The organism is Streptomyces sp. NPDC002088 (genome assembly GCF_040296605.1).
Classification (GTDB): Bacteria; Actinomycetota; Actinomycetes; order Streptomycetales; family Streptomycetaceae; genus Streptomyces.
Window position 1 is genome coordinate 45242 of sequence record NZ_JBEOXO010000010.1, and the last position, 24106, is coordinate 69347.

At 69.7% G+C, this 24106-nt stretch carries 21 protein-coding genes and 2 tRNA genes; 16 read left to right on the forward strand and 7 right to left on the reverse strand.

The annotated features are described in order from the left end of the window. The first annotated feature begins 146 nt into the window (after positions 1-146). From ABT114_RS22330 to ABT114_RS22345, 4 genes are all read left to right on the forward strand, one after another. Positions 147-3101, forward strand: a complete 2955-nt coding sequence (locus ABT114_RS22330) for a UPF0182 family membrane protein (protein ID WP_351144811.1) — start codon at positions 147-149, stop codon at positions 3099-3101. Between the two features lie 55 nt (positions 3102-3156). After that, positions 3157-3230: transfer RNA gene (locus tag ABT114_RS22335), tRNA-Met, on the forward strand. A 206-nt stretch (positions 3231-3436) separates the two neighbouring features. Next, positions 3437-5311, forward strand: coding sequence for a tetratricopeptide repeat protein (locus ABT114_RS22340; RefSeq protein ID WP_351144583.1), 1875 nt, complete (start codon positions 3437-3439; stop codon positions 5309-5311). 203 nt (positions 5312-5514) lie between these two features. Beyond that, a tRNA-Met gene (locus ABT114_RS22345) sits at positions 5515-5588 on the forward strand. Between the two features lie 189 nt (positions 5589-5777). Here ABT114_RS22345 and ABT114_RS22350 read toward each other — a convergent pair. Then, entirely contained in the window at positions 5778-6194 is a 417-nt protein-coding gene (locus ABT114_RS22350) for a Fur family transcriptional regulator (protein ID WP_351144584.1), read from the reverse strand. Between the two features lie 153 nt (positions 6195-6347). Here ABT114_RS22350 and ABT114_RS22355 point away from each other — a divergent pair, with 153 nt between their 5' ends. Beyond that, positions 6348-7829 (forward strand): catalase, encoded by a 1482-nt coding sequence (locus tag ABT114_RS22355; protein WP_351144585.1) that lies wholly within the window; start codon positions 6348-6350, stop codon positions 7827-7829. Positions 7830-7939: 110 nt separating this feature from the next. Here ABT114_RS22355 and ABT114_RS22360 read toward each other — a convergent pair whose 3' ends face one another. Then, positions 7940-8341 (reverse strand): CBS domain-containing protein, encoded by a 402-nt coding sequence (locus ABT114_RS22360; RefSeq protein ID WP_351144586.1) that lies wholly within the window; start codon positions 8339-8341, stop codon positions 7940-7942. A gap of 170 nt (positions 8342-8511) precedes the next feature. Beyond that, a complete protein-coding gene (gene hisN / locus ABT114_RS22365; RefSeq protein WP_351144587.1) occupies positions 8512-9312 on the reverse strand; it encodes a histidinol-phosphatase in 801 nt (266 codons plus the stop codon). Between the two features lie 176 nt (positions 9313-9488). Between hisN and ABT114_RS22370 the strand changes: the two genes are divergently transcribed. Further along, entirely contained in the window at positions 9489-10100 is a 612-nt protein-coding gene (locus tag ABT114_RS22370) for a TetR/AcrR family transcriptional regulator (protein ID WP_351144588.1), read from the forward strand. A gap of 9 nt (positions 10101-10109) precedes the next feature. On the opposite strand, the gene ABT114_RS22375 is transcribed toward ABT114_RS22370, so the two are convergent. The 4 genes from ABT114_RS22375 to ABT114_RS22390 form a co-directional block, all read right to left on the reverse strand. Continuing rightward, complete coding sequence (locus tag ABT114_RS22375) at positions 10110-10433, reverse strand: DMT family transporter (RefSeq protein WP_351144589.1); 324 nt, start codon at positions 10431-10433, stop codon at positions 10110-10112. Positions 10434-10616: 183 nt separating this feature from the next. After that, on the reverse strand, positions 10617-11630 hold the full coding sequence (rsgA, locus tag ABT114_RS22380; RefSeq protein WP_351144590.1) for a ribosome small subunit-dependent GTPase A: 1014 nt from the start codon (positions 11628-11630) through the stop codon (positions 10617-10619). Positions 11631-11648: 18 nt separating this feature from the next. After that, positions 11649-12980, reverse strand: coding sequence for a 3-phosphoshikimate 1-carboxyvinyltransferase (gene aroA / locus ABT114_RS22385; RefSeq protein ID WP_351144591.1), 1332 nt, complete (start codon positions 12978-12980; stop codon positions 11649-11651). A 124-nt stretch (positions 12981-13104) separates the two neighbouring features. After that, entirely contained in the window at positions 13105-13827 is a 723-nt protein-coding gene (locus ABT114_RS22390) for a M50 family metallopeptidase (protein WP_351144592.1), read from the reverse strand. A 105-nt stretch (positions 13828-13932) separates the two neighbouring features. Between ABT114_RS22390 and ABT114_RS22395 the strand changes: the two genes are divergently transcribed. From ABT114_RS22395 to ABT114_RS22440, 10 genes are all read left to right on the forward strand, one after another. Continuing rightward, positions 13933-14748: an SOS response-associated peptidase gene (locus ABT114_RS22395; RefSeq protein WP_351144593.1), complete on the forward strand. Its 816-nt coding sequence runs from the start codon at positions 13933-13935 to the stop codon at positions 14746-14748. A gap of 19 nt (positions 14749-14767) precedes the next feature. Continuing rightward, a complete protein-coding gene (locus ABT114_RS22400) occupies positions 14768-15394 on the forward strand; it encodes an alpha/beta hydrolase family protein (RefSeq protein ID WP_351144812.1) in 627 nt (208 codons plus the stop codon). A 256-nt stretch (positions 15395-15650) separates the two neighbouring features. After that, positions 15651-16334 (forward strand): RNA polymerase sigma factor SigR, encoded by a 684-nt coding sequence (gene sigR / locus ABT114_RS22405; protein WP_351144594.1) that lies wholly within the window; start codon positions 15651-15653, stop codon positions 16332-16334. Then, complete coding sequence (gene rsrA / locus ABT114_RS22410; protein ID WP_351144595.1) at positions 16331-16633, forward strand: mycothiol system anti-sigma-R factor; 303 nt, start codon at positions 16331-16333, stop codon at positions 16631-16633. The genes sigR and rsrA overlap by 4 nt, the downstream gene beginning before the upstream one ends. A gap of 143 nt (positions 16634-16776) precedes the next feature. Next, positions 16777-18099: an HD-GYP domain-containing protein gene (locus tag ABT114_RS22415; protein ID WP_351144596.1), complete on the forward strand. Its 1323-nt coding sequence runs from the start codon at positions 16777-16779 to the stop codon at positions 18097-18099. Next, positions 18096-19382, forward strand: a complete 1287-nt coding sequence (locus ABT114_RS22420; RefSeq protein ID WP_351144597.1) for an HD-GYP domain-containing protein — start codon at positions 18096-18098, stop codon at positions 19380-19382. Before ABT114_RS22415 ends, ABT114_RS22420 begins: the two co-directional genes overlap by 4 nt. Before the next feature lie 116 nt (positions 19383-19498). Then, entirely contained in the window at positions 19499-20479 is a 981-nt protein-coding gene (locus ABT114_RS22425; RefSeq protein ID WP_351144598.1) for a tetratricopeptide repeat protein, read from the forward strand. Positions 20480-20554: 75 nt separating this feature from the next. Further along, entirely contained in the window at positions 20555-21205 is a 651-nt protein-coding gene (def, locus tag ABT114_RS22430; RefSeq protein ID WP_351144599.1) for a peptide deformylase, read from the forward strand. Between the two features lie 274 nt (positions 21206-21479). Further along, a complete protein-coding gene (gene cyc1, locus ABT114_RS22435; protein WP_351144600.1) occupies positions 21480-22571 on the forward strand; it encodes an epi-isozizaene synthase in 1092 nt (363 codons plus the stop codon). Beyond that, positions 22568-23938 (forward strand): bifunctional albaflavenone monooxygenase/terpene synthase, encoded by a 1371-nt coding sequence (locus ABT114_RS22440; protein ID WP_351144601.1) that lies wholly within the window; start codon positions 22568-22570, stop codon positions 23936-23938. The genes cyc1 and ABT114_RS22440 overlap by 4 nt, the downstream gene beginning before the upstream one ends. Positions 23939-24106: the final 168 nt, after the last annotated feature.

Here is a 24106-nt window from a genome sequence, read left to right on the forward strand (position 1 = left end):
TTCCCGGCCGAAATCGGGAACCGAGTAAAGCGTGAGTAAGTTGCATAGGTGTGGGCCTGCGATTACGAGGCCCCGGGGAGGGCCCGCAAAAATGCGGACCTGACGTATCGACAGCGAACTTCGAGGTGCGCACCTTGGCTTTCCAGATGCCGGACCGCGGCGGAGGCCCGACAGGGCCGCGGATCAGAGTGGGCCGCCCGTCCCGGCGTGTCCGGACCCTGCTCATGACGCTGGGCGTCCTTGCCGTTCTCGGTATGGCGTTCACCATGTTCGCGGGTTTCTGGACGGACTGGCTCTGGTATCGGTCGGTGAACTACTCGTCCGTGTTCACGACGACGCTGTGGACCAAGATCGGGCTCTTCTTCGTCTTCGGCCTGCTGATGGCCCTGGCGGTCGGCTTCAACATCTGGCTGGCCCACCGGCTGCGCCCGCCGCTGAGCGCCATGTCGATGGAGCAGCAGAGCCTCGACCGCTACCGGATGGGCATCGCGCCGTACAAGAAGTGGCTGCTGTTCGGTATCACCGCCCTGGTGGGCCTCATCGCGGGTGCGTCCGCGTCGAGTCAGTGGCGGACCTGGCTGATGTGGGTCAATGGCGTGCCCTTCCACCAGAAGGACCCGCAGTTCCACCTCGACGTCTCCTTCTACGCCTTCGACCTGCCCTGGTACCGCTTCCTGCTGGGCTTCGGCTTCGCCGCCGCGATCCTGTCCCTGATCGCCGCCGCGCTCACCCACTACCTGTACGGCGGACTGCGTATCACCAGCCCGGGCGCGCGCGCCACGGCCGCGGCCACCGGGCATCTGTCGGTACTCCTGGGCATCTTCGTCGCCCTCAAGGCGGTCGCGTACTGGCTCGACCGGTACGGCCTCGCGGTGAAGTCCAGCGACTTCAAGGCGACCGACAACTGGACGGGCCTCAGGTACGTCGACGCGAACGCCTATCTGCCGGCGAAGACGATCCTGTTCTGCATCGCCGTCATCTGCGCTCTGCTGTTCTTCGCCACCTTGTGGCGGCGTACCTGGCAGCTGCCCATGATCGGCTTCGGCCTGATGGTGCTCTCCGCGATCCTCATCGGCGGCCTGTACCCGGCGATCGTCCAGAAGTTTCAGGTCCAGCCCAACGAGCAGGCCAAGGAAGCGCCGTACGTCGAGAAGAACCTCAAGGCGACGCGCGAGGCGTACGGCATCGACGGCACCCAGGTCACCGAGTATTCGGGCAAGAGCAACACCACGGACAAGACCAAGCTGCGGGATGACGTCGACTCCACGGCGAGCGTCCGCATCATGGACCCGAACGTCGTCTCGCCCACGTTCCAGCAACTCCAGCAGATCCGGAACTACTACGCGTTTCCGACGAATCTGGATGTCGACCGCTACACCAAGGACGGCAAGGACCAGGACACCGTCATCGGTCTGCGCGAGCTGAACCTCAACGGCATTCCGAAGAACAACTGGATCAACGACCACTTCCGCTACACCCATGGCTATGGCGCGGTCGCGGCCAAGGGCACGGAGGCCGACGCCGAGGGCCGCCCGGTCTTCACCGAGTCCGACCTGCCGTCCACCGGTGACCTCGGGACGTACCAGCAGCGGATCTACTACGGCGAGAAGACCACCACGTATTCGATCGTCGGCGGTCCCCAGAAGGAGATCGACTACTCCGACGACAACGGCGAGAAGACCACCAGCTACGCAGGCAAGAGCGGGGTCAACCTCTCCAACCCGGTCAACCGGGCCGCGTACGCGGTGGCGTTCGGTGAGCCGCAGATCCTGTACTCCGGTGCGATCGGCGAGGGTTCGCGGATCCTGTACAACCGCACGCCCAAGGAGCGCGTCGAGGCGGTCGCCCCGTGGCTGACCATCGACGGCGACGCCTACCCGGCGGTCGTGGACGGCAAGATCCAGTGGATCGTCGATGCGTACACGACCACCAACGGATACCCGTACGCCTCCCGTACGACCCTGGGCGATACGACGGCGGACTCGCTGACCGCGACCAACAACTCGCGCGCGGTGGTGGCCCAGCAGAACCAGGTCAACTACATCCGCAACTCGGTGAAGGCGACCGTCGACGCGTACACCGGTGACGTCAAGCTGTACCAGTGGGACACCGAGGACCCGGTCCTGAAGACCTGGATGAAGGCTTTCCCGGGCACGGTGAAGCCCAGGACGGCCATCCCGGACTCCCTGATGGATCATCTGCGGTACCCGCAGGATCTGTTCAAGGTCCAGCGCGAGCTGCTCACCCGCTACCACGTGAAGGACGCGCAGACCTTCCTCAGCGGCAGCGAGGTGTGGCAGGTGCCGGACGAGCCGACCAACAAGTCGGGCGACGCCGTTCCGCCGTACTACCTGAGCATGAAGATGCCCGACCAGACGGCGCAGGCGTTCTCGCTGACGACGACGTTCACGCCCAACGGCCGGGACAACCTCAGCGCGTTCATGGCGGTCGACTCCGAGCCGGGCACCCCCGACTACGGCAAGATCAGAATTCTGAAACTGCCGACCAACACAACGGTCAACGGGCCCAAACAGGTCCAGAGTCAGTTCAACTCCGAACAGGACATCGCTGAGTCGATCAAGCTGCTGAAGGGCGGCGACTCCGATGTCGAGTACGGCAACCTGCTGACGGTGCCGCTCGACGGAGGACTGCTCTACGTGGAGCCTGTCTACGTACGGGGTGGTGGACTCAAGTACCCGCTGCTGCGCAAGGTGTTGGTGACCTACGGAGGCAACACCGCGTTCGAGGACACGCTCGACGAGGCCCTCAACAAGGTCTTCGGAGCGGAGGGTACGACCACCACGCCACCGGACGAGAGCACGACCAGTCCGCCGACGTCCTCCAACCCGACGGTCCAAGAGGCCCTGAACGACGCCCAGAAGGCCTTTGAGACCGGACAGGAGGCCCTGAAGAAGGGCGACTGGCAGGCGTACGGCGAGGCGCAGAAGGATCTCGAGGACGCGCTGAAGCGGGCCGAGGATGCGCAGACGAAAGCGGACAAGACCAGCGGGAGCAGTGGGAGCGGCAGTAGTCCGAGCCCGAGCAGCACCGCCAGTAGCAGTCCGAGCGGCAGCCCCAGTAGCAGTCCGAACAGTGGCTGAGCTGCGGCTGAGTAAAGAGCTCCCCCCGCGCCGTGGTACGGTTGAGACACAACGGCGCGGGGTGGAGCAGCTCGGTAGCTCGCTGGGCTCATAACCCAGAGGTCGCAGGTTCAAATCCTGTCCCCGCTACTGAACGCGAAGGCCCGGATCCTCCAAGGATCCGGGCCTTCGTGGTGTGCGAACGCATGTGCCGACCCCCGAGACGGCCGCGCCGACGGGGGGAGTTGGGGAAATCCGTGTTTGACTTGTCTCTCTGTGGGCATGTCGACAAAACGCTGAAGTGACCTCACTGGCTGCGGTATACCAGGTGTACCCAGGTTGCAGGTGGTGCGACGATGGACGTTATGGGGGACAAGGCAACTCTGTTGGAGACAGGGCGGTTTGTGCAGTCTGCCGAGTTTGCGCAGTCGGCTGACCTTGGGCAGTCTTCCGACCGGGACGAGACCGGCGAGAGCGCCGAGGAGGCGCGCCTGCGGCTCGCCGTGGAAGCCGGCGAGGTCGAGGCGATGAGCGTCCTCGGGGCCATGCTGCTGCGCCGAGGCGATCTCGACGCGGCCGAGCCCTATCTGCGTGGCGCCACCACCGCCGGTGACCGTGCCGCCGCCAACAATCTGGGGGTCCTTCTGCATCAGCGCGGCTACGCCGAGGATGCCGCGGGATGGTGGCGGATCGCCGCCGTCGCCGGTTCCGCCGCGGCCGCGCACGCCCTCGGCCGGCACCACCGCGAGCGCGGCGACGAGCCCGCCGCCGAGTACTGGCTGCGCCAGTCCGCCGAGCAGGGGCACGCCCTGGGCGCGTACGCCCTCGCCGACCTGCTGGAGCACCGCGGGGACGGTGGGGCCGAGCAGTGGATGCGGGCGGCCGCCGAGCGGGGCCACCGGGAGGCCGCGTACCGGCTGGCGCGGGCGCTGGACCGGCGGACCATGCAGGAGGCCGACGGTGACAACGGTGTCGGTGTCGGTGTCGGTGTCGCGGTCGGTGTCGGTGGATCGGCGGAGGACGAGGCCGAGCAGTGGTACCGACAGGCCGCCGCGCGCGGACACCGCAGGGCCGCGCTGCACCTTGGGGCGATCCTCGAGAAGCGGGGCGAGCTCAAGGAGGCGGGTCGCTGGTACCTGACGTCCGCCAAGGACGGGGAGGCGCGGGCCGCCTGCGCCCTCGGCTTCCTGCTGCGGGACGCCGGGGACACCGAGAGCGCCGCCGTGTGGTGGCTGCGGGCTGCCCAGGACGGGGACGGCAATGCGGCCAACGCGCTGGGCGCACTGCACGCCGAGCGCGGTGAGACACAGACCGCCGAGCGTTGGTACCGGGCCGCGATGGACGCCGGCGACGACAACGGCGCCTACAACCTAGGGCTGCTCTGCGCCGAGCAGGGGCGGACCGCGCAGGCCGAGCAGTGGTACCGGCGCGCCGCCTACGCCGGGCACCGGGAGGCCGCGAATGCGCTGGCGATCCTGCTGCTCCAAGGCGGGGACGCGACCGGGGCCGAGCCGTGGTTCTCCAAGGCGGCGGAGGCCGGGAGCGTGGACGCCGCGTTCAACCTGGGGATCCTGTACGCCGGGCGGGGCACGGAGCAGGAGGACGCGGCCGCGCTGCGGTGGTACGAGCGGGCGGCGGCGGCCGGGCACACGGAAGCGGCGCTGCAGATCGGGATCGCCCGGCTGCGGGACGGTGACGAGCGGGAGGCGGAGCGGCATCTGCGGTGCGCGGCGGGCGGCGGCAGCGCCGAGGCCGCGTACCGGCTGGCCGCGGTGCTGGACGCACGGCGTCCCGCGACGCCCGCGCACGAGCTCGGTGAGCATGTGCACGAGAAGACCGAGTGCGAGGAGTGGTACGAGCGGGCGGCCTCCCAGGGGCACCGGCGGGCACAGGTGCGGGTCGGGATGCTCGCGGCCGACCGGGGCGATGTGGTGGAGGCGGCCCGGTGGTACCGGGCGGCGGCCGAGGCCGGGTCGCGGAACGGGGCGTTCAACCTGGGGCTGCTGCTGGCCCGGGAGGGCAGCGAGCCGGAGGCTGCCGTGTGGTGGACGCGGGCCGCTGACGCGGGGCATGGGCGGGCGGCTCTTCGGCTGGCCCTGGTCTACGCGCGTCGGGGGGAGCTTGCGGAGGGGCAGCGGTGGGCCGATCGGGCGGTGTCCTTGGGGCCGGCCGAGGTGTCCGAGCGTGCGGCTCGGTTGCGGGATGCGTTGCGGCAGGAGCTGTCGGCCTGAGCGGTGCCGTGGGCCGGGTGCGGGCGGGTGGGGTCGCTCGCCCGCGCCGGCGGGGTGCCGCCGCGCCCGCCCGTACCGCCCCGAGCGGCACGACTGCCCGCAGCCCCGCGGATCCACGATTGCCCGCAGCCACGTCGGCCACAGCCCACGCGATAAGCGATTTGCTTCCATCCGCATCCTTGACGTAACGTTGCATTCATCGACGCGGGGTGGAGCAGCTCGGTAGCTCGCTGGGCTCATAACCCAGAGGTCGCAGGTTCAAATCCTGTCCCCGCTACTGAAGGCCGAGGGCCGGAATCCGAAAGGGTTCCGGCCCTCGGTTTTTGCCTGCACCGCTGCACTGCTGCACCGCTGTTGTGCCTGTTGCTCCTGTGGCGCCCTGTCGCACCTGGACGGCTTGTGGGATCGCGGAACGGCAGCAGAAAGCCCCGGCACCCATCGGTTGCCGGGGCTTCGGGAAGCGTCGCTACGCCGCCGCGCAGTTCGGGCAGAGGCCGCGGTACGTCACCTCGACGTCCGAGACCGTGAAGCCGAAGCGCTCCGAGTCGGGGAGGTCGCTCAGCGGGTTGCCGCCGGGGTGGACGTCGCGGATCGCGCCACACCGAGCACAGACCAAGTGGTGGTGCGGGCGGTGGGCGTTCGGGTCGTACCTCTTGGCGCGCTTGTCGGTCGTGACCTCGAGGACCTCGCCGAGGGAGACCAGTTCGCCCAGCGTGTTGTAGACGGTCGCCCGGGAGATCTCGGGCAGTTTGGCCACGGCCCTGACGTGCACTTCGTCGGCCGTCAGGTGGACGTGATCGCCGTCGAGGACCTCGGCCACGACGCGCCGCTGAGCGGTCATACGCCATCCGCGTCCGCGCAGCCGTTCCAGAAGGTCACTCATACGGATCAGCCTAACAGCAAGGGGACCAGGTCCCGAACGTGTGTGACTTTGGAGCTCTGCTTGACTTAGACATTGTCCATTGTAGGATCAGATTCGACATTGGCCAAGGGTAGGACTTGTCCGACAGGACTTGCCAGACAGGACTCGTCAGAAATGACGCAGGAGGCGCACGTGACGCAGGGACCGCTTACGACGGAGGCCGGTGCTCCGGTGGCCGACAACCAGAACAGCGAGACCGCGGGCGTCGGCGGCCCGGTTCTCGTCCAGGACCAGCTGCTGATGGAGAAGCTGGCCCACTTCAACCGGGAGCGCATCCCGGAGCGCGTCGTGCACGCACGCGGTGCGGGCGCCTACGGCACCTTCACCGTCACCGCCGATGTCACGCGGTACACGCGCGCCAGGTTCCTCTCCGAGGTCGGCAAGCGGACCGAGACGTTCCTGCGCTTCTCGACGGTGGCCGGCAACCTCGGTGCGGCCGACGCCGTCCGCGACCCCCGTGGCTGGGCGCTGAAGTTCTACACCGAAGAGGGCAACTACGACCTCGTCGGCAACAACACCCCGGTGTTCTTCATCAAGGACGCCATCAAGTTCCCGGACTTCATCCACACTCAGAAGCGCGACCCGTACACGGGCTCGCAGGAGGCGGACAACGTCTGGGACTTCTGGGGCCTGTCTCCCGAGTCCACCCACCAGGTGACCTGGCTGTTCGGCGACCGCGGTATCCCGGCCTCGTACCGCCACATGAACGGTTACGGCTCGCACACCTACCAGTGGAACAACGAGGCCGGCGAGGTCTTCTGGGTCAAGTACCACTTCAAGACCGACCAGGGCATCAAGAACCTCACCCAGGCCGAGGCCAACAAGCTCGCCGGTGAGGACCCGGACAGCCACCAGCGCGACCTGCGCGAGTCCATCGAGCGCGGTGACTTCCCGACCTGGACCGTGCAGGTCCAGATCATGCCGGCGGCCGACGCGGCGACCTATCGCTTCAACCCGTTCGACCTCACCAAGGTGTGGCCGCACGAGGACTACCCGCCGATCGAGATCGGCAAGCTGGAGCTCAACCGCAACCCGGAGAACGTCTTCGCCGAGGTCGAGCAGTCGATCTTCAGCCCCGCGCACTTCGTGCCCGGCATCGGTCCGTCACCCGACAAGATGCTCCAGGGCCGCCTCTTCGCGTACGGCGACGCCCACCGCTACCGCGTCGGCATCAACGCCGACCACCTGCCGGTGAACCGCCCGCACGCCACCGAGGCGCGCACCCACTCCCGTGACGGCTTCCTCTACGACGGCCGTCACAAGGGCGCGAAGAACTACGAGCCGAACAGCTTCGGCGGCCCGTTCCAGACGGACCGTCCGCTGTGGCAGCCGTTCAACGGCTTCACGGCCGCCACCGGCAACCACGAGGCCCCCGTCCACGCCGAGGACAACGACTTCGTGCAGGCGGGCAACCTCTACCGGCTGATGTCGGAGGACGAGAAGACCCGTCTGATCGAGAACCTCTCCGGCTTCATCGCCAAGGTTTCGCGCGACGACATCGCCGAGCGGGCCATCGACAACTTCCGCCGGGCGGACGGCGACTTCGGCAAGCGGCTGGAGGCTGCGGTCCAGGCCCTGCGCCCCCTTCGCGCCTGAACCGGCGCCGCTCTCGCGGACCTGGTTGCTCGCCGTGGGGTTGCTCAATTGATGGTTGCGGTTCAATGCGGCGCCTGTGCGGATCCTGTCCGTGCAGGCGCCGTCGCGCATCAGCCCGTCAGGCTGGCGGCGTGCTGCCTGGCCGGTGCCCAGCAGCGGATGATGTCGCGGACCGAGACGATGCCGGCCGGCTCGCCGCGGTCGAGGACGACCAGGTGGCGGAAGCCGCCGTGGGCCATGGCCCGGGCCGCCTCCTCCAGGGTCCAGGTCGGGGTGGCGAAGACGACGTTGTTCGTGGTGTGGGCGTGGGTGCGTTCCGCGTCCGGGTTCTGGCCCAGGCCGACGGAGTTGAGTATGTCGCGCTCGGTGAGGATGCCGATGCCGCCGGCCTCCGGGTCGAGGACCAGGGCGGCGCCGACGCGGCGCGCGGACATCAGGGCGGCCGCTTGGCGGAGGGTGTGGGCGGGGCCGATGGTGAGGACCACCGTGCTCATGGCGTCGCGGACGAGCATGGGATGGAGCCACCTCCTACGGGAATCCACGGGACTCGCGGACCTTCGGCCCGTTCGTTCATGGATTCACAAATTCACAAGTGGGGATGCTCGCAGCGTGACAGGTAAAGCGGAGGTCAACAAGAGGGCGTGCGAGGCCAATTGAGGGCGCACGCGCTCATCTGTGTCGTTCAGTAGCGCTGGTTGACATACCCCAGCAACTCGTCGTGCAGCAGACCGTTCGACGCGGCCGCGTTGCCGCTGTGCGGGCCCGGGCGGCCGTCGAGGCCGGTGAAGGTACCGCCGGCCTCCGTCACGACGATCGCGGTGGCCGCCATGTCCCAGAGGGAGAGCTCGGGTTCCGCGCACATGTCGACGGAGCCTTCCGCGACCATCATGTACGGCCAGAAGTCGCCGTACGCGCGCGTGCGCCACACCTCGCGGGTGAGGTCCAGGAAGCCGTTCAGCCGGCCCTGTTCCTCCCAGCCGCTCAGCGAGGAGTATGCGAAGGAGGCGTCGCTCAGCTTCGAGACGCGCGAGACGTGCAGGCGGGACGCCGAGGACAGGCTGCGGCCGGTGAAGGCGCCGTGGCCCTTCGCGGCCCACCAGCGGCGGCCGAGGGCGGGCGCGGAGACGACGCCGACGACGGGCTGGTAGCCGCCCTCCGCCGCCTCCATCAGGGAGATGAGGGTGGCCCAGACGGGGACGCCGCGTACGTAGTTCTTGGTGCCGTCGATCGGGTCGATCACCCAGCGGCGGGGGCCGGTGCCCTCGATGCCGTACTCCTCGCCGAGGATCGCGTCGCGGGGGCGGGCGCGCTGGAGCTGACCGCGGATGAGTTCCTCGGCTGCCTTGTCCGCCTCACTCACCGGGGTCATGTCGGGCTTCGTCTCGACCTTGAGGTCGAGGGCCTTGAAGCGGTCCATCGTCCCGGCGTCGGCCGCGTCGGCGAGGACGTGGGCGAGGCGGAGGTCGTCCAGGTAGTCCGGCATACAACGAACCGTATCTGCCGAGGTGGGGGCGGGGCTACACGGGGGCGCGCGGGTTCGGGTCCGGGGCGTGCCCGCGCGAGGTGGCTGACGAGCGCCCCCCGACGCCCCCGCGAACCCTTGACAGTGCCTCCGTGCGCGTCAAATCTGGGCGCAGAGCCGCTCGCCCCAGGGAGGCGATGATGCCTGCAGCGCGGGAATCCCTACTGGACGCCGCGTACACGGCGCTGGCACGCCGGCCGTGGTCCGCGGTGCGGATGGTGGATGTCGCCGCGGCGGCCGGGGTGTCCCGGCAGACGCTGTACAACGAGTTCGGGAGCAAGGAAGGGCTGGCCCGGGCGCTCGTCAGGAGAGAGGCCGACGGGTTCCTCGCCGGGATCGAGCGCGCGCTCGCCACGCACACCGACGCCCACGAACGGCTCACCGCGACCGTCGAGTGGACCGCGTCGACCGCCCGCCAGAACGCGCTCGTACGGGCCATGCTCACCGGCTGCTGGAACGAACGGCTGCCGTCGCCGACGCTGAAGGCGGTGCCCTCCTCCTCGGCCGTACCGGCGCAGCGGCGAGCGGACGGCCCGCTGCCCTCACCCGGCGACTTCGTGGCGATCGTCCGCGATCGCGCCGTGGCCGCCCTCTCGGGTCCCGGCACCGCCAGGCCGGACACCGCGGAGCTGGTCCGCTCCTGCGAGCTCGCCGTCCGTATCGCCCTGTCCTGCGTGTCCGCACCGCCGGGGGAGGGCGGGGTCGCGGATCTTGTGCGAGGTGCCTTCCACCGCCAGCTGACCGTCTGACGCGACGCGTCAGTGGGCCGAGCCGGACAGCTGGAGGCCGATCACGCCGATGATCACCAGGCTGATCGAGACGATCTTCAGCGTCGAGACCAGGTCACCGAGGAAGACCATGCCGTAGATCGCGGTGCCCGCCGCGCCGATGCCGGTCCACACGGCGTAGGCGGGGCCCACGTCGAGCTTCTTCAGGGACAGCGTGAGCAGACCGAAGCTGCCGAGCGCGAAGGCGCAGAAGGCGACGGTCGGCCACAGTCTGGTGAAGCCGTGCGACAGCTTCAGACACACGGCGAAGCCGGTCTCGAGCAACCCCGCGACGACTACCAGCAGCCACGCCATGTGCTGTCCTCCCGTATGTCAGCGCTTGTCAGCGTTCCGTGACTGCTTCGTCTGGCTTCATCTGGCTTCGTCTGGTTTGGCCGGTCTTGCTCGGGCTTGGATCCGGCTCGGTGCGATTATGCACTTGCCGGACTCGGGCACGGACAAACAACGTGGAGGTCAGTCGCCTTCCGCGACGGGAGGTCAGTCGCCCTCCGTCCGCTCCCGGGTCGCCAGGAGCCGGCGCAGCGAGTACAGGCGTGCCGGGTCCGCGTGCCCCTCGGCCACCCACGCGTCCAGCGCGCAGTCCGGCTCGTCGTGACTGCACGCGCGCGGGCAGCCCTCCGTGCCCGGCTCCAGGTCGGGGAAGGCGTGGATGACGCGGGACGGATCCACGTGGTGCAGGCCGAACGACCGTACGCCCGGGGTGTCGATCACCCAGCCGTCGTCGCTGTCCGCCAACGGCAGGGCGAGGGCGGAGGTGGTGGTGTGCCGGCCGCGGCCCGTCACCGCGTTCACATGCCCGGTCGAACGCCGTCGCTCCTCCGGAACCAGCGCGTTGACCAGCGTCGTCTTGCCGACGCCCGAGTGTCCGACGAACGCGGTGATCTTCCCGTCGAGCTGCTCGCGCACCCGTGCGACGGCGGTCCCGTTCTCCAGCTCCTCGCGGCTGGTGACCACGTACGGGATGTCGAGGTCGCCGTACAGCTCCAGGAGCTTGTCCGGTGGGGCCAGATCCGACTTCGTCAGCACGAGGAGGGGCGTCAGGCCGCCGTCGAACGCCGCCACCAGGCAGCGGTCGATCAGGCGCGGGCGGGGTTCGGGGTCGGCCAGGGCCGTGACGATGGCCAGCTGGTCGGCGTTGGCGACGACCACGCGCTCGTACGGGTCGTCGTCGTCCGCGGTGCGGCGCAGGACCGAGGTCCGCGCCTCGATGCGGACGATGCGCGCGAGGGTGTCCTTCGTGCCGGACAGGTCGCCGACGAGGGCCACCCGGTCGCCGACGATCGCCGCCTTACGGCCCAGTTCGCGGGCCTTCATCGCCATCACGACGCGGTCCTCGACCAGGACGGTCAGCCGGCCCCGGTCGACGGTGAGGATCATGCCCTCGGCGGCGTCCTCGTGCTTGGGGCGGATGTGCGTACGGGGTCGGTTGCCCTTGCGGTTCGGGCGGGAGCGGATGTCGTCCTCGTCGGTGTGCTTGCCGTAGCGGCGCATGACCTGATCCCTGAGTCTCTATGCCCCGAGCATCCCGGTCCACAGTTCGGGGAAGTCCGGGAGGGTCTTCGCCGTCGTCGCCACGTTCTCGATCTGCACGCCCTCGACTGCCAGGCCGAGGATCGCGCCGGCCGTCGCCATGCGGTGGTCCTCGTAGGTGTGGAAGATCCCGCCGTGCAGGGGGCGGGGCCGGATGTGCAGGCCGTCGGCCGTCTCGGTGACGTCGCCGCCGAGCTCGTTGATCTCCTTGGTGAGCGCGGCCAGACGGTCCGTCTCGTGCAGGCGCAGATGGGCCACGCCCCGCAGGGTCGAGGGGGAGTCCGCGAGGGCGGCGACGGCGGCGATGCCCGGGGTCAGCTCGCCGACCTCGCCCAGGTCCACGTCGATGCCGTGGATGGCCCCCGATCCGGTGAGTACGAGGCCGTACTCGGTCAGTTCGCAGGTACCGCCCATTTCGGTGAAGATCTCGCGCAGCCGGTCACCGGGCTGGGTGGTGCGGGCCGGCCAGTCCGGAACGACCACCCGGCCGCCGGTCACCAGCGCCGCCGCCAGGAACGGCTGCGCGTTGGACAGGTCCGGCTCGATGGTCAGGTCGCGGCCGAGCAGGGCGCCCGGGGTGACCCGCCAGACGTTCGGCTCACCGCCCGACTCCGGGGTGTCCACCTGGGCGCCGACCGCGCGCAGCATGTCCACCGTCATCCGGATGTGGGGCATCGACGGCAGCGTGGTTCCGGTGTGGCGGACCTCCACGCCCTGGTTGAAGCGCGGTCCCGACAGCAGCAGGGCGCTGACGAACTGGGACGAGGACGAGGCGTCGATCGCGACCGGCCCGCCGTCCAGCGCACCGCCGCCGTGCACCGTCAGCGGCAGCGCGCCCCGGCCGTCGTCGTCGATCCGGGCGCCGAGGACGCGCAGGGCGTCGATCACGCCGTTCAGGGGACGCTCGTACGACCTCGGGTCGCCGTCGAAGCGGATGGGGCCGTCGGCGAGCGCGGCGACCGGCGGCAGGAAGCGCATCACCGTGCCCGCGTTGCCCACGTCGATCGTGGCCGGGCCGTGCAGGCCCGCGGGGATCACCCGCCAGGCCTCGCCGGTGCCGCCGGCGACGGTGGAACTGGAGGACACCGTCTCCTCGATGCCGACGCCCATCGCGCGCAGGGCACCGGCCATCAGCAGGGTGTCGCGGGAGCGCAGCGGGCGGCGCAGCCAGCCCGGCTCGGAGGCGAGGGCGGCGAGCACCAGGGCTCGGTTGGTGACCGACTTGGATCCGGGCACGTGGACCGTCGCGTCGACGGCTCCGCTCGCGTGCGGGGCGGGCCAGAGGGCGGTGTGTGCGGGGTTCACGGTCATGCGCCCCACTTTAGTGGCTGGCGATGACCGGAGATCTTGATCAAAAGCGGTGAAAGCGGAGCGAACCCTCAGCATGGGAAATGCCGTGCATATATGCGTGGACGCCGGCCGCATCCGCCATCCGTCACACCTCCAGCAGCCACCTGCCCCCGCCGATCAGCGAGCACAGGGACACCGCGTGGAACAGGAACAGCCACAGCCCCGCCGGTACGTGCGTCAGCCGCGACAGCTGGTCCGCGTCCGAGTCCCCGGCACCCCCGCGGGAGCGCTTGGCCTGGAGTTCGAAGGCCGGGCGCACCCCGCCGACCAGCAGGAACCACACCACCACGTACGCGAACGCCGCCTGCACCTGGGGCCCGGCCAGCCACGACACCAGCAGGAACGTACCGCCGGTCAGCACCACGGTGAGTGCCCCGTAGGCGTTGCGGATCATCACCAGCATCGCGACCAACAGGGCGGTGGCCAGCCACAGCAGCAGCGTGATGTGACCGGCGGCGAGCAGTGCGGCGCCGCCCAGGCCGAGGAGCGGGGGAGCGGTGTAGCCGGAGGCCGCGGTGAGGATCATGCCCAGGCCGTACGGCTTACCCCGGCTGACGGTGAGGCCGCTGGTGTCGGAGTGCAGCCGTATGCCGGTGAGGGTGCGGCCGGTCACGAGCGCCACCAGGCCGTGGCCGCCCTCGTGCGCGATGGTGATCGCGTTGCGCGAGATGCGCCACAGAGTGTGCGGGACGACTATGGCGAGCGCCGCGACCATGGTGGCGAGCACCACCCACAGATCGGGGTCGGGCTGGGTGCCGAAGACGCGGTCCCAGAGGTCGGGCAGCGCGGTGGCGGCGGTGCTGTCCATGTTCTTCGGTGGCTCCCTCTGGTCGCAGTCGATAGGGGCTTGCGCGTAGCGCAATCGTGGAGGGGTGGTGGTCGGGTGGCGGGTGGGCCTGGCAGTGTGGCACGTATGTGCGGACGGTATGCATCGAGTCGTGGGCCCGAGGATCTCGCAGGAATCTTTGAGGTCGAGAAGTGGGAGCCCGAGGAGACCTTGGCGCCCGACTACAACGTGGCTCCGACCAAAGAGGTCTACGCCGTCCTCGACCGTCCCCTGAAGGACGCTGCCGAGAAGCACCCGGTTCGCCAGCTGCGCAAGCTCAGGTGGGGCCTCGTACCGTCCTGGGCCAAGTCGCCCGAGGGTGGTGCACGGATGATCAACGCGCGCGCGGAGACCGTCCACGAGAAGCCGTCGTACCGTCGTGCCTTCGCCGCCCGCCGCTGCATCCTGCCCGCCGACGGCTACTACGAGTGGGTCACCGGCACGCAGGAGCGGGACCTGGAGGTCGAGGGGAAGAAGAAGCGGCCGCGCAAGCAGCCGTACTTCGTGCTCCCGGCCGACGGGTCGGTCTTCGCGATGGCCGGGCTGTACGAGTTCTGGCGGGACCGGACCCTGCCCGACGACCACCCGCAGGCCTGGTGGGTGACCTGCTCCGTCATCACCACGGACGCGGAGACGACCCCGCTCGCGGTGGCACCGGCCGAGGGGCCGCACGCGCTCGCCGAGATCCACCCCCGGATGCCGCTGATGCTCACCCCGGACCGCTGGGACGCCTGGCTCGACCCGTCCCGCACGGACCTCGAAGGCCTGCGTGAACTGCTCGCCCCGCCGCCCGCCGGACTGATGCGCGCCTACCCCGTGTCCACCGCGGTCAGCAACGTCCGCAACAACGGACCGGAGCTGCTGAAGGAACTGGAAGGCCCAGAAGAGGGCACACTCTTCTGATGTGACAGATCTGGCAGAAGTGACACAGAAGATCGAGACCGATGCCGGTCCGGCGCGCATCGCCTGGCAGCACGCCGAGAAGCCGCGGCTCGTCCTCGCCGTCAGCCACGGCGCCGGCGGCGGCATCGAGGCGCGGGACCTGCAGGCGCTTGCCCAGGTCCTGCCGCGACACGGGGTGACCGTCGCCCTCGTCGAACAGCCCTGGCGGGTGGCGGGCAAGAAGGTCGCGCCCGCGCCGAAGACACTGGACGTCGGCTGGCGCGGCATCTGGCCGGCCGTGGCCGAGTCAGGACTGCCGGTGATCTCGGGCGGCCGGAGCGCGGGCGCCCGCGTGGCCTGCCGTACGGCCGTGGAACTGGGCGCCGCCGCCGTGCTCGCGCTCAGCTTCCCGCTGCACCCGCCGGGCAGGCCCGAGAAGTCCCGCGCCGACGAACTGCTCGGAGCCGGGGTGCCCACCCTCGTCGTACAGGGCGGGAACGACCCGTTCGGGAAGCCGGCGGAGTTCCCCGAAGGGGCGTACGACCTGGTCGAGGTGCCCTACGGCGATCACGGGTTCGCCGTCCCCAAGCGCGCGGAGATCACGCAGGAGCAGGCCCTGGAGATCATCACAGATGCCGTCGTCCAGTGGACCGCGTCACTTGGGTAAAGGTTGGGAATGCTACGCGGGCGGATGCTGTTGAGGCGGACAGAAGTGCTGGGGCACCAGCGCCGACGTCTTAGGAGAGGAAGTCCGCCGCATGGGTTCGACCATCTGCCCGAGCCGTAGCAGCCGTACTGACCTGGACTGGACGGTGCTGCATGCGGCCAAGACCGCTCCTATTCGAGCGGCGGCAGGGACCGGTCGTCGTCTATCCTCCGATTCGAGTGGGACCGGTTTCGGTCCTGCCCAGGAACTTGAGGAGGTGGGTCCGGTCACTGGGACCGACGCAGGGACCGACAACGGCCAGGCGGAGCAGCCCGAGGGCCCGGGCATGAGCGCGGAGTCGTCCGCGGAGCGCAGCGCGCGCTTCGAGCGGGACGCGCTCGAATTCCTCGACCAGATGTATTCGGCCGCCCTGCGCATGACGCGCAACCCGGCCGACGCCGAGGACCTGGTGCAGGAGACGTACGCGAAGGCGTACGCGTCCTTCCACCAGTTCCGCGAGGGCACCAACCTCAAGGCGTGGCTGTACCGCATCCTCACCAACACCTTCATCAACTCGTACCGCAAGAAGCAGCGCGAACCCCAGCGCAGTGCGGCCGAGGAGATCGAGGACTGGCAGCTCGCGCGTGCCGAGTCGCACATGTCGACGGGTCTGCGCTCCGCCGAGTCGCAGGCGCTGGACCACCTGCCCGACTCGGACGTGAAGCAGGCGCTGCAGGCGATCCCCGAGGAGTTCCGCATCGCCGTCTATCTCGCGGATGTAGAGGGCTTTGCGTACAAGGAGATCGCGGACATCATGGGGACACCCATCGGTACGGTGATGTCCCGGCTGCACCGGGGCCGCCGTCAACTGCGCGGCATGCTCGAGGACTACGCCCGTGAGCGTGGGCTGGTCCCGGCCGGCGCCGGAGAGTCGAACGAAGCGAAAGGCTCGGGCTCATGAGCTGCGGAGAGCCGCACGAGACGGACTGCAGTGAGGTCCTCGACCACCTGTACGAGTTCCTCGACAGCGAGATGCCGCCCCTCGACCGCGACAAGTTCCAGCACCACTTCGAGGAATGCTCGCCGTGCCTGGAGAAGTACGGTCTGGAGCAGGCCGTGAAGAAGCTGGTCAAGCGGTGCTGCGGGCATGACGACGTGCCGACGGATCTGCGGGCGAAGGTCATGGGACGCATCGACCTGATCCGCTCCGGACAGGCCGTCCCCGAGCACGACGTGACGGCTACGCCTCAGGAGTCCTGAACTCCCGCCCGCCGCGCCCGGGATCGGCTGCCGTCATCCGAACGGGCTAATCCGCGGCTCATACGCCCGTGGATTCATCCCCGGCCGCTCTACGCTCCGGAGCCTGTACAGGCACGGTCGTGGCCGGGGGAGGAGCGGACGTCATGGAGACGGCGGTACCGGCGCGGGCACGTGCGTACGTCGTAGCCTGCGCCGTCCTCGGTGCGGTGCTGTGTCTGGGCCCGCCGCCGTCCGCCCGCACCCCCTGGTGGGCCGTCGTCCTGCTCGCAGCCCTGTACGCCGGTGGTGAGCGGGTCGCCGCGCGCCGCTTCGCCGGAACGTTCCGCCCCGTGCTGCTGGCCGGGGCCTTCCTGCTGCCCCCGCCGGTCGCGGCGCTCGTCGCGCTGCCGGGGGCGCTGCTCTCCCGGGCCGACCGGCCTGTCCTGCTGCGCCGGGTGTGGCGTGCCGCCGAGCTGATGCTCGGTGTGTGGGCCGCGGCCCGGGTGCACGGGGCGCTCGGCGGGCGGGAGGCGGTGGCGGCGTCCGCTTTTCCCCACGTACTGCTGCCGGCCGGGGCGGCCGTGCTGACGTTCTGGCTCGTGCCGGCCGTGCTGGACGGCGGGATCCTCGTGCTGGCCGAACGCGTGCCGGTGCGGCGGGCCTGGCGCGGACTGTTCCTCCGGTCACTGGTGCCGGCCGCCGTGCACGGGCTCGCCGGGCTGATGATGGCCGTGCTGTGGCGCAGTCCGTACGGGCCTGTCGCCGCGCTGCTCGTGCTGCTGCCGATGTGCGTGTCGTGGTGGGTGTTCGCGCAGTACCACCAAGAACGGGCCGCCCACCAGGCGACCATTCGTGCGCTGGTGCAGGCCGTCGACATCAAGGACGAGTACACCCGCGGACACAGTGAGCGGGTCGGACAGGCGTCCGTGATGATCGCGCGTGAGCTGGGCATGGACGACGAGCGGGTCGAGGTGCTCCGGTTCGCCGGGATCCTGCACGACGTGGGGAAGCTGGGCGTCCCCACGCGGCTCCTGCGCAAGGACGGGCCGCTGACTCCCGAGGAGCGGCGGGTGATCGAGCTGCATCCCGAGTACGGGCACGAAATCGTGCGGGGCATCGGTTTTCTCGGGGAGGCCCGGTCGGCGATCCTGCATCACCATGAGCGGTTGGACGGGAGCGGGTATCCGTACGGACTGGTCGGAAGCCAGATCCCGGACTTCGCTCGGGTCGTCGCGGTCGCCGACGCGTTCGACGCGATGACATCCACGCGGTCCTACCGGAGGGCACGGCCGGTGCCGGCGGCGTTGGAGGAGCTCGAGCGGTGTGCGGGGGCTCAGTTCGACCCGTTGATGGTCACGGCGTTGGTGCGGGCGCTCGGGCGGTACGGGTGGCATCCGTCGGTCACAGCGGACGAGGGCCGGTCCCCTCGTGTCCACCCACCCGCTCCGCCTCCCCCCGTTTCCAGTCGGCCAGGAGCACACCGATGACCCTGCGCCACCGTCCGGTGGCGCTCCCCCTCATCCACGCCTCCGCCCTCACCCTCGCCGCCCTCTGCCTCGCCGTCACCCTCTGGACCGGCATCGACGACCGCGGAGCCGCCCTCGCCTTCGGGGTCCTCGTCGCCGTCGGTGAGCTGACCCGGTGGAGCGGGCCGGAGGGCAGGGAGGCCGCGCCCCTCGCCACCGCGGGAGCGCTGTCGTACGCCCTGCTCGGTGAGAACGGGGGGCACCCGACGCTCCCCCAGGCTCTCGACTCCGCTCGAACAGGGGGTACCCCCACGGGCGTCGCGCAGATCGTCGCCGTGGTGCTCGCCGCCTCCCTGCTCGGCAGCGTGCCGCACATCGCGCGCGGGCAGGGGCCGGCGCTCGACCAGCCGGCGCGGCGGGTGCTCACCGTCGGGTTCGCCGCCGTGTGCTTCCAACCCCTCTACGGCAAGGGCGTGTTCGACGGCTGGCCCGGGCACGCCTACGCGCTGCTGCTGGTCGCGCTGCTCGCGCTCACCGCGCTGTGCGACGCCGTGCTCGCGGCCGCCCTGGCCCGCTCCCGGACGGGGTGGCCGTTCGGGCCGCTGCTGCGGGACGAGTTGCGGGCGCTGCTCGGGATCGGGTCGGCCGTGTGCGCGACGGGGGCGGTGATGGCGCTCGCGGTCGCCGTGGTGGGGCTGTGGGCACTGCCCGTCTTCTGTCTGCCCCTGCTGCTCACCCAGGTGTCCCTGCGTAGGTACGCGGCCGTGCGCGCCACCTACCGGCAGACCATCGCCTCGCTCGCCCGGGCCACCGAGACGGCCGGCTGCACCCCCGCCGGGCACGCGCGCCGCGTCGCCGCGCTCAGTCGGGCCGTCGGGCGGGACATGGGACTGTCGGAGCCCGAACTGAACGTACTGGAGTACGCGGCGCTCATGCACGACATCGGGCAGCTGAGCCTCGTGGACCCGGTGCCGGCGGGCGCCACCGCCGTGCTGCCCGCCGCCCAGCAGCGGCGGATCGCGCTGCTCGGCGGGGCCGTCGTACGGCAGACGGGGGTCGACGGGGCCGTCGCCGTGGTGGTGGAGCGGCAGGCCGACCCCTACCGGGAGCAGCCGGTGGCGGCGCGGATCGTGCGGGCCGTGAACGCGTACGAGGAGAAGGCGCGCGACGCCGGGCCCGGCGGGCCCCTGACGGCGCTGGAGGAACTGCGGCTGGGGACGGCCGGAGAGTACGCGCCCGAGGTCGTGGAGGCGCTGGCGCGGGTCCTGTCACGGGACTGTCTGACCTTGCCCTTGGTGGGGTAACCCATGGGTAATGAGCGCCTCTCCAGCCCTACGTGGTTGGATGCGAGGGAGAGGGTGTCCGGGGGCACAAGCCAGCCCAGCCCACTCCACGGAACTGGAACTGGCAGGCGGGAATCGTGAGGATCTTCGGAAAGGGACGGCACCGGCCCTCCGCCTCCTGGCGGCAGGCCACCGATCGGGCGTTCACACTGATCGGCGACGGCCGGTACGAGGACGCGGGCGCGCTGCTGACGCGGGCCGCGGATCTGGAGCCCTGGCTGTCCGAGTCCTGGTTCAACCTCGCTCTGCTGCACAAGTTCCGGCACGACTGGGAACAGGCCCGCACGGCCGGGCTCAGGGCCGTCGCCCTGCTCGACCGGGAGACCGGAGCCCCCGACTGGTGGAACGTCGGCATCGCTGCCACCGCCCTGCAGGACTGGCCGCTGGCGCGCCGGGCCTGGCAGGCCTACGGGCTGCACGTGCCCGGGGGCGCCACGGCGTCCGGGGAGCCCGTCGGCATGGACCTCGGCAGCGCGGCCGTACGGCTGTCGCCCGAGGGCGAGGCCGAGGTCGTGTGGGGGCGCAGGCTCGACCCCGCCCGGATCGAGGTGCTGTCCATTCCGCTGCCGTCGTCCGGGCGACGCTGGGGCGAGGTCGTGCTGCACGACGGGGTGCCGCACGGGGAGCGGACCACGTCGGCCGGGCACTCCTATCCGGTGTTCGACGAGATCGAACTGTGGGCGCCGTCGCCCGTGCCCACCTGGGTGGTCCTGCTGGAGGCCGCCACCGAGGCCGACCGGGACGCGCTGGAGCGGCTCGCCGCCGACGCCGGTTTCGCCGCCGAGGACTGGTCGTCCTCCGTACGGCTGCTGTGCCGGATGTGCTCGGAGTCGCGGATGCCGTCCGACGAGGGCGACGGTGTGCACCTCGACCCGCACGACCACAGCGAACCCGGGCACCCCGGGCCGCTCGGCCACCGCACCGACGGGCAGCTGTGGATGCCCGAGCGGGAGTGCGGGGTGGCCGCGCCGGCCTCACTGGTGAGGGGGCTGCTGGACGGCTGGGTGGCGGACAGCCCGGACTCGCGGGACTGGCGGGACCTCGAAGAGGTCTGCTGAGCCGTCCCTCACCGGGCGTCCCCTTTAGGCTGTACTCGCAGAAATCTCAGGCTTGCAGGAAGGCGTACGTCGGTCATGGCGCAGCAGGACACCGATCAGCAGCACGCGGGCGTGCTCCCCGTGGACGACGAGGGCTTCGTCATCGACACCGAGGAGGCGGAGGAGCGCGAGGCCGCCTGGCGCGAGCGCGGCACCTCGCGGCCGATCACGGTCGTCGGCAACCCGGTGCTGCACAAGGAGTGCAAGGACGTCACCGACTTCGGCGACGAGCTCCAGCAACTGGTCGCGGACATGTTCGCCAGCCAGCGCACCGCCGAGGGCGTGGGCCTGGCCGCGAACCAGATCGGCGTCGACCTGAAGGTCTTCGTCTACGACTGCCCCGACGACGAGGGCGTCCGGCACGTCGGCGTCGTGTGCAACCCGAAGGTCGTCGAGCTGCCCGCGGACAGGCGCCGCCTGGACGACAGCAACGAGGGCTGCCTGTCGGTGCCGACCGCGTACATGCCGCTCGCCCGCCCGGACTACGCCGAGGTGACCGGGCAGGACGAGAAGGGCAACCCCGTCAAGGTGCGCGGTACCGGCTACTTTGCCCGGTGTTTGCAGCACGAGACCGACCACCTGTACGGCTACCTCTACATCGACCGTCTCTCCAAGCGCGACCGCAAGGACGCGCTGCGGCAGATGGCTGAGAACGAGCCCCGCTACCCGGTGGTCGCCAACGACTGAGCCGGAGAACGACTCCGGGGACGCCTGGTCAGGTTCTTTCCTGACCAGGCGTCGTTCGTCTGTCCGTCGCACGTTCGATCCCATACGCGCATGTAGTGATCCATAACCAGTCACGCAAGGGGGATTCTCAGCACGTTGGGGTAGCGAATGAAGCAAATCCATTCCCAGAACGGTCAGTCGTGGTGCTGAATGGGAAGTGCGGGGATACGCAACGGCGCACGCCCGGCACGACGGGAGGGGTGTTGCGCTGACCGGCGGCTGAGAGGGGTAGTTCGTGCCTGCTTTCCCATACAGCACCACGTACGGCACCACATCGACAGTGATCGCGGTTCCACCCTCGCTCTCTCTCCGGGTGATCGAGGCCGCATTTCCCCGGAAACTCCACGAGTATTGGCCAAAGCTTCAGGAGAAGACGCGCACCTGGCTGCTGGAAAAACGGCTCATGCCGGCGGACAAGGTGGCGGAATATGCCGATGGCCTGTGCTACACCGACCTCATGGCGGGGTACTACATCGGCGCCCCCGACGAGGTCCTGCAGGCCATAGCCGACTACAGCGCGTGGTTCTTCGTCTGGGACGACCGCCACGACCGCGACATCGTCCACGGCCGGTCGGCCGACTGGCGGCGGCTGAGGTTCCGGTTGCATGCGGCCCTGGACTCCCCCGAGGACCATCTGCACCACGGGGATCCCCTGGTCGCGGGGCTCGCGGACAGTGTGCGACGGCTGTACTCGTTCCTGCCCGGCACCTGGAACGCGCGGTTCGCCCGGCACTTCCACGAGGTGATCGAGGCGTACGACCGGGAATTCCGCAACCGCACCCAGGGGATCGTCCCCACGGTCGAGGGGTATCTCGCGCTGCGTCGCCTCACCTTCGCGCACTGGATATGGACGGACCTGCTGGAGCCGAGCGCGGGATGCGAACTCCCGGACGCCGTGCGGAAACACCCGGCATATCGGCGGGCGGCGCTGCTGAGTCAGGAATTCGCCGCCTGGTACAACGACCTCTGCTCGCTTCCGAAGGAAATCGCGGGCGACGAGGTGCACAATCTCGGAATCAGTCTCGTCACCCATGAGGGACTGACTCTCGAAGAGGCAGTGGAGGAACTCCGGCGGCGCATCGAGGAATGCATATCAGAATTCCTGGCCGCCGAACGGGACGCCTTACGGTTCGCCGACGAACTCGCCGACGACACGGTGCGGGGAAAAGAACTGAGTGTCGCCGTACGGGCCTGCCTCGGAAACATGCGGAACTGGTTCAGTTCCGTCTACTGGTTCCATCACGAGTCCGGCCGTTACATGGTCGACAGCTGGGACGACCGGTCCACGCCCCCGTACGTCAACAACGAAGCGGCAGGTGAGAAATGACCGTCGATTCTGTGAAGCCCGCGGGACTCCAGGTGCCGGAGCTGCGTGAGCCGCCACTCGCGGGAGGCGGTGTACCGCTCCTGGGCCACGGCTGGAAGCTGGTCCGCGACCCGCTGGCGTTCATGTCGCGACTGCGCGACCACGGCGACGTCGTACGCCTGAAACTGGGCCCGAAGACGGTCTACGCCGTCACCGCCCCCGCCCTCACCGGCGCGCTGGCCCTCAGCCCCGACTACAAGATCGACGGCCCGCTGTGGGAGTCGCTGGAAGGCTTGCTCGGCAAGGAGGGCGTCGCCACCGCCAACGGCCCGACGCACCGGCGGCAGCGGCGCACCATCCAGCCAGCCTTCCGCCTCGACGCGATCCCCGCGTACGGGCCGATCATGGAGGAGGAGGCGCATGCGCTGACCGAGCGCTGGCAGCCCGGCGAGACCGTCGACTGCACCTCCGAGTCCTTCCGGGTCGCCGTGCGGATCGCCGCCCGCTGTCTGCTGCGCGGAGACTTCATGGACGAGCGGGCCGAGCGGCTGTGCGTCGCGCTCGCCACCGTCTTCCGCGGTATGTACCGCAGGATGGTGGTCCCGCTCGGACCGCTCTACCGGCTGCCGCTTCCGGCCAACCGCGAATTCAACCGCGCACTGGCCGATTTGCATCTCCTCGTCGACGAGATCGTGGCCGAGCGCCGGGCATCCGGTCAAAGGCCTGACGATTTGCTGACGGCATTGCTGGAAGCGAAGGACGAGAATGGCGACCCCATCGGGGAACAGGAGATCCACGACCAGGTCGTCGCGATACTCACCCCCGGCAGCGAAACCGTCGCCTCCACGATCATGTGGTTGCTTCAGGCACTCACCGAACACCCCGAACACGCCGACAAGGTACGGGCGGAGGTCGAATCCGTGACCGGGGGCCGGCCCGTCGGATTCGAGGACGTCCGCAAGCTCACGCACACCAACAATGTCGTCGTCGAGGCTATGCGTTTGCGCCCCGCCGTATGGATATTGACGCGGAGGGCGGTGACCGACACCGAACTCGGTGGCTATCGCATTCCGGCCGGTGCGGACATCGTGTACAGCCCGTACGCGATCCAGCGCGACGCGCGTTCCTACGCGCACAACCTGGAGTTCGACCCCGACCGCTGGCTGCCCGAGCGGGTCAAGGACGTACCGAAGCACGCCATGAGCCCGTTCAGCGTGGGCAATCGCAAGTGCCCCAGTGACCACTTCTCGATGGCGCAGCTGAGCCTGATCACGGCGGCGGTGGCGACGAAGTACCGCTTCGAGCAGGTGACCGGTTCGAACGACACGACCCGGGTGGGCATCACGCTGCGCCCGCACAAACTGCTGCTGAGGCCGCTGGAGAGGTGACGGTGGCGACGTTCAGGCGGCCTCCGGGCCCCTGAACGTCCGCCGGTAAGCCCTGGTCGAAATGGTTGCTGTCCTCGGGATCCTGGTCCTCCCGGCCCTCCCCTCACTGATCGGCATCGTGCGCGACCGGCGCATCGACCGACAGATCAGGGAGGCCCAGGAGTCCCG